Source organism: Bacillota bacterium (genome assembly GCA_036504675.1).
In the GTDB taxonomy this organism is placed as follows: domain Bacteria; phylum Bacillota; class Sulfobacillia; order JAJYWN01; family JAJZPE01; genus DASXUT01.
The window spans coordinates 1-5,095 of sequence record DASXUT010000178.1; the positions used below are offsets into that span (position 1 = coordinate 1).

Below are 5,095 nucleotides of genomic sequence, written 5' to 3' on the forward strand. Positions count from 1 at the left end.
CGGCCTGGGGGATCCGGGCACCCTCCCAGTCGCCTGAGCCGCCCCGCGAAAGGGCCGAGGCCCGGCTCCCCCGGCGGTAGACGTCACCGGCGTAGGAAAGGCGCATTGGCGCGGACCCTGAGCGCAGGGCGGCCACCGCCCCGCGGGCGACGGGCAGGGTCCAGTCGGGCCGGACGACCATGATCCGGCCAGAGGGGTCGACGAACTTGAAGAGGCGGTCCCGGAGACCGTTGGACCCCAGGGCGGGATCGAGGTCCTCGAGGGGCAAGAAGAGCGGGGCGCCGACTTCGCGATAGCCCCAGGCAGCGAAGACCTCGCGGGCCCCGGCGGCCAGGGATCGTTCAAATTCGGGCGCGGCCGGGGCGACCGTGGCGGCGGGGGCAGCCGCCGGAGCGACTCCGCCCGGCTCCACGCCGACAGCCGCCCGCCTGGCTTCCACCGCCAGGGCGTGCCCTTCCAGTCCTTCCGACCGGGCCATCACCGTCGAAGCGCGGTCGAGGGCGGCCGCCCCCGCCGGGGTGACGGCCAGGGCCTGAGAACGGACGGTGAAATCGGCCACCCCGAGGGATGAGGCGAAGCGGGCCGTCCCGCTCGTCGGCAGGACGTGGTTGACACCGGCCGCGTAATCGCCGAAAGCCTCGGCGGTGAGCCGGCCGAGGAAGACCGAGCCGGCGTGGCGGACGGCCGGCAACAGGGCGAAGGCGTCGGCCACCTGCAGCTCGAGGTGCTCGGGGGCGAAGAGCCCGGCCAGTTCGACCGCTTCATCGAGGCTCTTGACCAAGACCAGGGCCCCCTGGCCGGCCAGGGCCTGCCGGGCGATGGCCTGCCGCGACATCCGGGCCACCTGGGCCTCGAGCTCAGCCGCCGTCCGTTCGAGGAGCGCCCCGGACGTGGCGATCAGGACGGGCACCGCCAGAGCGTCGTGTTCGGCCTGGGCCAGGAGGTCGGCGGCGAGGAGGGCCGGATCGGCCGTCTCGTCGGCGATGATCAGGACCTCGCTGGGCCCGGCAATCGCGTCGATCCCGACGTCCCCGGCCACCTGGCGCTTGGCCTCGGCGACGTAGGCATTGCCTGGACCGATGATCTTGTCGACCTTCCGGACGGCCGCCGTCCCGTAGGCCAAGGCGGCCACGGCCTGGGCCCCGCCGACCGGGTGGATCTCGGTGATCCCGCACAGCTCGGCGGCCGCCAGGACGGAGGCGGGGACGCTCCCGTCACCCAAGGGCGGGGTGCAGATGACCACCCGCCGGACGCCGGCCACCCTGGCCGGGACGGCGCCCATCAGGACGGTGGAGGGGTAGGCCGCCGTCCCGCCCGGGACGTACAGACCGACGCTGTCGAGCGGCCGCACCAGTTGCCCCCGCCAGAGGCCTCCGTCGGCCGAACCTTGCTCCCACCAGGAGCCGATCACCTGGCGGCGGTGGAAGGCGTCGATGTTGGCCATCGCCAGGGCCAGGGCCTCCCTCATCTCGGGCGGGCAAGCCCGGGCGCCGGCGGCGATGGCCTCGGACCCCAGGGTCAACCCATCGAGGCTGAGCCCCACCCCGTCGAACCGGGCCGCGTATTCGATGAGCGCCTCGTCCCCCCGACGGCGGACGGCCCCGATAATCTCGCGAACGGCGGCGGCCCGACCCCGCGCCGATCCGCCGGCGCCCCGGCCCCGCCCAGGCCGCCCTGCTGCCGACGCCACCGATGCCCCCCTGGCCTCGGCCATCCGGCGAAAGACCTTGGCGCTGACTCTCCTCACGACCATCCGAGTGACCTCCCCGAACCATCTGACCTGCCCGAACCGACCGGCCCGAACCGACCTGCCGGAGAAAACAAAAAACGCCTCTCGCTCAATAAGAGACGAGAGGCGCTCCCGTGGTCCCACCCTTGTTAGCCCGGCCGAGCCGGGCTCACTTTGTCAGGTACGCGCCGTGACCGGAACCGGCCCGAGGCGCCCTCGGGCGGCCGGACGATCGCGGCGTTATACCCTCTCCCGGTAACGGGGGAGACCCGTCAGTGCCTACCACGACTACACGCTTCGGACTGCGCTCTGAGGTGTGTTTCGAAAGCGCCTTTTCGGTCCGGGCTTCCACCAACCCCGGCTCGCTGAGCCTTTGGCCCTTTCTACTCTTCCTCTTCCTCGCTTTGCCTAGGAAAGATGACGTTTGACATTCATTATATCGCCGGCGGGCTGGCTGTCAAGAGGGGATAACTGGCCGAAGTGGCGTGATAACCGGCTCACCAGGGCCGTGCGCTGCCGGGTGATGGCCTCGGGCAACCTCTCGCCGAACTTGGCGAAGAAGGTCTCCTGGTCGCCCAGGTCATCGAGCCAGGCCTGCTGATCGAGGCTGAGGAGGTTCCGCATCGTGTCCACCGGGACCCCAAGGCCGCTCAGTTCGAGGTCCTCCGGGCCGGGGACGTAGCCGATCGGCGTCTCGGCCGCCCCGGCCTGGCCGTGGCAGCGGTCGACGATCCACTTGAGGACGCGGATGTTCTCGCCAAACCCCGGCCACAGGTAGTCGCCGCGGTCGTCCGTCCGGAACCAGTTGACGTGGAAGATCCGCGGCGGCCGTTTCAGGGCCCGGCCCATCTCCAGCCAGTGGCCGAAGTAGTCGCCCATGTTGTAGCCGCAGAAGGGAAGCATGGCCATGGGGTCGCGACGGACCACGCCGACCTGACCGGCCGCGGCGGCCGTGGTCTCCGAAGCCATCGAGGCCCCGACGTAGACTCCGTGCTCCCAATTCAGGGCTTGGTAGACCAGCGGCGCCACCCGGGCCCGCCGCCCGCCGAAGAGGATGGCCGAGACGGGCACCCCAAAGGGGTCGTCCCAGCGGGGCGAGAGGGTTGGGCAGTTGGTCGCCGGAGCGGTGAAGCGGGAGTTGGGATGGGCGCCCTTTTCGCCATTACCGGGGCTCCACAGCCGGCCGCGCCAGTCCAGGCCGTGATGGGGTGGGTCGGCCATGCCTTCCCACCAGACCGTCCCCTTCGGCGTCTCGACCACGTTGGTGAAGATGGTGTCGCGCTCGATGGTCCGCATGGCACTGGGGTTGGTCTTGTCGCCGGTCCCCGGGGCGACGCCGAAGTATCCGGCCTCCGGGTTGACCGCCCAGAGGCGGCCGTCCTTGCCAACGTTCATCCAGACGATGTCGTCGCCCAGGGTCCAGACTTTATAGCCCCGCAGCGTCGGCGGGGGCTCGAGCATGGCCAGGTTGGTCTTCCCACAGGCACTGGGGAAAGCTCCGACGACGTAGGTGACCTCGCCGTCGGGGGCCTCGAGCCCGAGGAGTAGCATGTGCTCGGCCATCCAACCCTCGCGTCGGCCGAGGTAGCTGGCAATCCTCAGGGCGAAGCACTTCTTACCGAGGAGGGCGTTGCCGCCGTAGCCAGACCCGACGCTCCAAATGGTCATGTCTTCCGGAAAGTGGCAGATGAATCGCTTCTTCGGGTCGAGGTCGGCCTTGGAGTGAAGGCACTTGACGAACCCCGGCCAATCCTCGCGCCCACCGTCCGGGTTGGCCGCCAGGGCGGCCAGTTCGGCGACCAGCCGGTCCATGGCCACCTTCCCGACCCGGGTCATGATCCGCATGCTCAGGACGACGTAGATGCTGTCGGTCAGTTCGACCCCGACGCGGCTCCAGGGGGAACCCTCCGGGCCCATCAGGTAGGGGATGACATACATCGTCCGCCCGCGCATCGTCCCGTCGAAGATCCGACCGAGTCGCTCATAGGCCTCGGCCGGGGCCATCCAGTTGTTGGTTGGCCCGGCGTCCTCCTGATGGCGGGTGCAGATGAAGGTGAGGTCTTCGACCCTGGCGACATCGTTGGGATCAGACCGGTGGAGCACACATCCCGGGAGGAGATCCTGATTGAGCTGGACGACTTCGCCAGTGCTGAGGGCCTCTCCGTTCAGACGTTCTTCTTCCTCCGGTGTACCATCGATCCAAAGGATTCTGTCCGGCTTGGTCAGTCTGGCCATCTCTTCGACCCATTGGACCACAGCCTTGGGCTTCTCGATGACTAGGCCCTCCCTTCAGTTTAGAAGTACGGTACTCGCCCGTCGTGGGGCACATGCCTCGATGATAAAATTAGCGGCATTTATTCGCTTGGAGGAGGCCAATTCCTTCAGACCAAACCAATAACTTCACCTAAATTTACTCTCCGAGGCCCGCACGGTCGAGCGGGCCGGCCCACAGAAGCAATCACGGCACGGAAAAGGGCGGCGTGGATCCATCTTTTGATCAAGCGTTTCTGGGCGTCGGTTCAGCGCGCGGATTCAGAGGTACCGATGGGCAATTCGTCGAACCAGCACCAATGGTCTGCAATGTCTTCGTTCGGGGGGATAAGCCTTGCCTGACATCCTTTACACAATCGGCTTTGCTCAGAAGAGTCTGCGTAGGTTCATCCAGCTACTTGAGGAGGCCGGGGTCAAGAAGCTCGTCGACATTAGACTGAACAACACTTCTCAGTTGGCCGGTTTTGCCAAGAAAGCCGACTTGATGTACATATGTGAGCTGTTCGGAATCCAGTATGAACACGTCACCGAACTAGCCCCGGATGAAAAGACTTTAGAGATCTACAAGTTGAATCGCAACTGGAAAGAATACGAAGACTCATTTGGAGCGTTGCTTCAAGAGCGGAATGCGGCGACCGTCTTGGAAAGGACAGTTGCCATGGAAGGGAACACCTGCCTTCTCTGCGCCGAGCCTAAGGCCGACCGCTGCCACCGGCGTTTGGTCGCTGAACTGTATCAGAAAGCCCATCCTGGTGTCATTGTGCGACACCTAAGTTAGGGGCGAGGATGGGATGAGTCCTCAGGTTATCACGGCGAGTGTCTCTAGGGCAAAAGATTTGAAAGTCGATGAGTGCTGGCTAATCACCAGGGGGGGCGGCAACATTGAGAGAGCTCTATTCCAAGGTTAGATCTGGCAAGGTGATTGGCCTTGTGTGCTATTGCTCAGACCCCGCGATTTGTCACCGGCGACTCGTGGCGGAGTTCAGGAGAGGCCACGGGATTGAGACTGAGGAAGTATTGCCAGCAGACCAGCAGCTTCGACTGGTGTTTGGTCAGGGGCAGGCGGATACGCCCACCTAGAGCTCGCTGGAGTAG

At 66.2% G+C, this 5,095-nt stretch carries 3 protein-coding genes; 1 reads left to right on the forward strand and 2 read right to left on the reverse strand.

Translation table 11 applies throughout. The annotated features are described in order from the left end of the window. The coding region (hisD, locus tag VGL40_14180; protein ID HEY3316412.1) for a histidinol dehydrogenase at positions 1-1,753 on the reverse strand (1,753 nt) is incomplete at its 3' end. Between the two features lie 384 nt (positions 1,754-2,137). Next, complete coding sequence (locus VGL40_14185) at positions 2,138-3,985, reverse strand: phosphoenolpyruvate carboxykinase (GTP) (protein ID HEY3316413.1); 1,848 nt, start codon at positions 3,983-3,985, stop codon at positions 2,138-2,140. Positions 3,986-4,334: 349 nt separating this feature from the next. Between VGL40_14185 and VGL40_14190 the strand changes: the two genes are divergently transcribed. Beyond that, positions 4,335-4,778, forward strand: a complete 444-nt coding sequence (locus tag VGL40_14190; protein HEY3316414.1) for a DUF488 domain-containing protein — start codon at positions 4,335-4,337, stop codon at positions 4,776-4,778. Positions 4,779-5,095 lie beyond the last annotated feature (317 nt).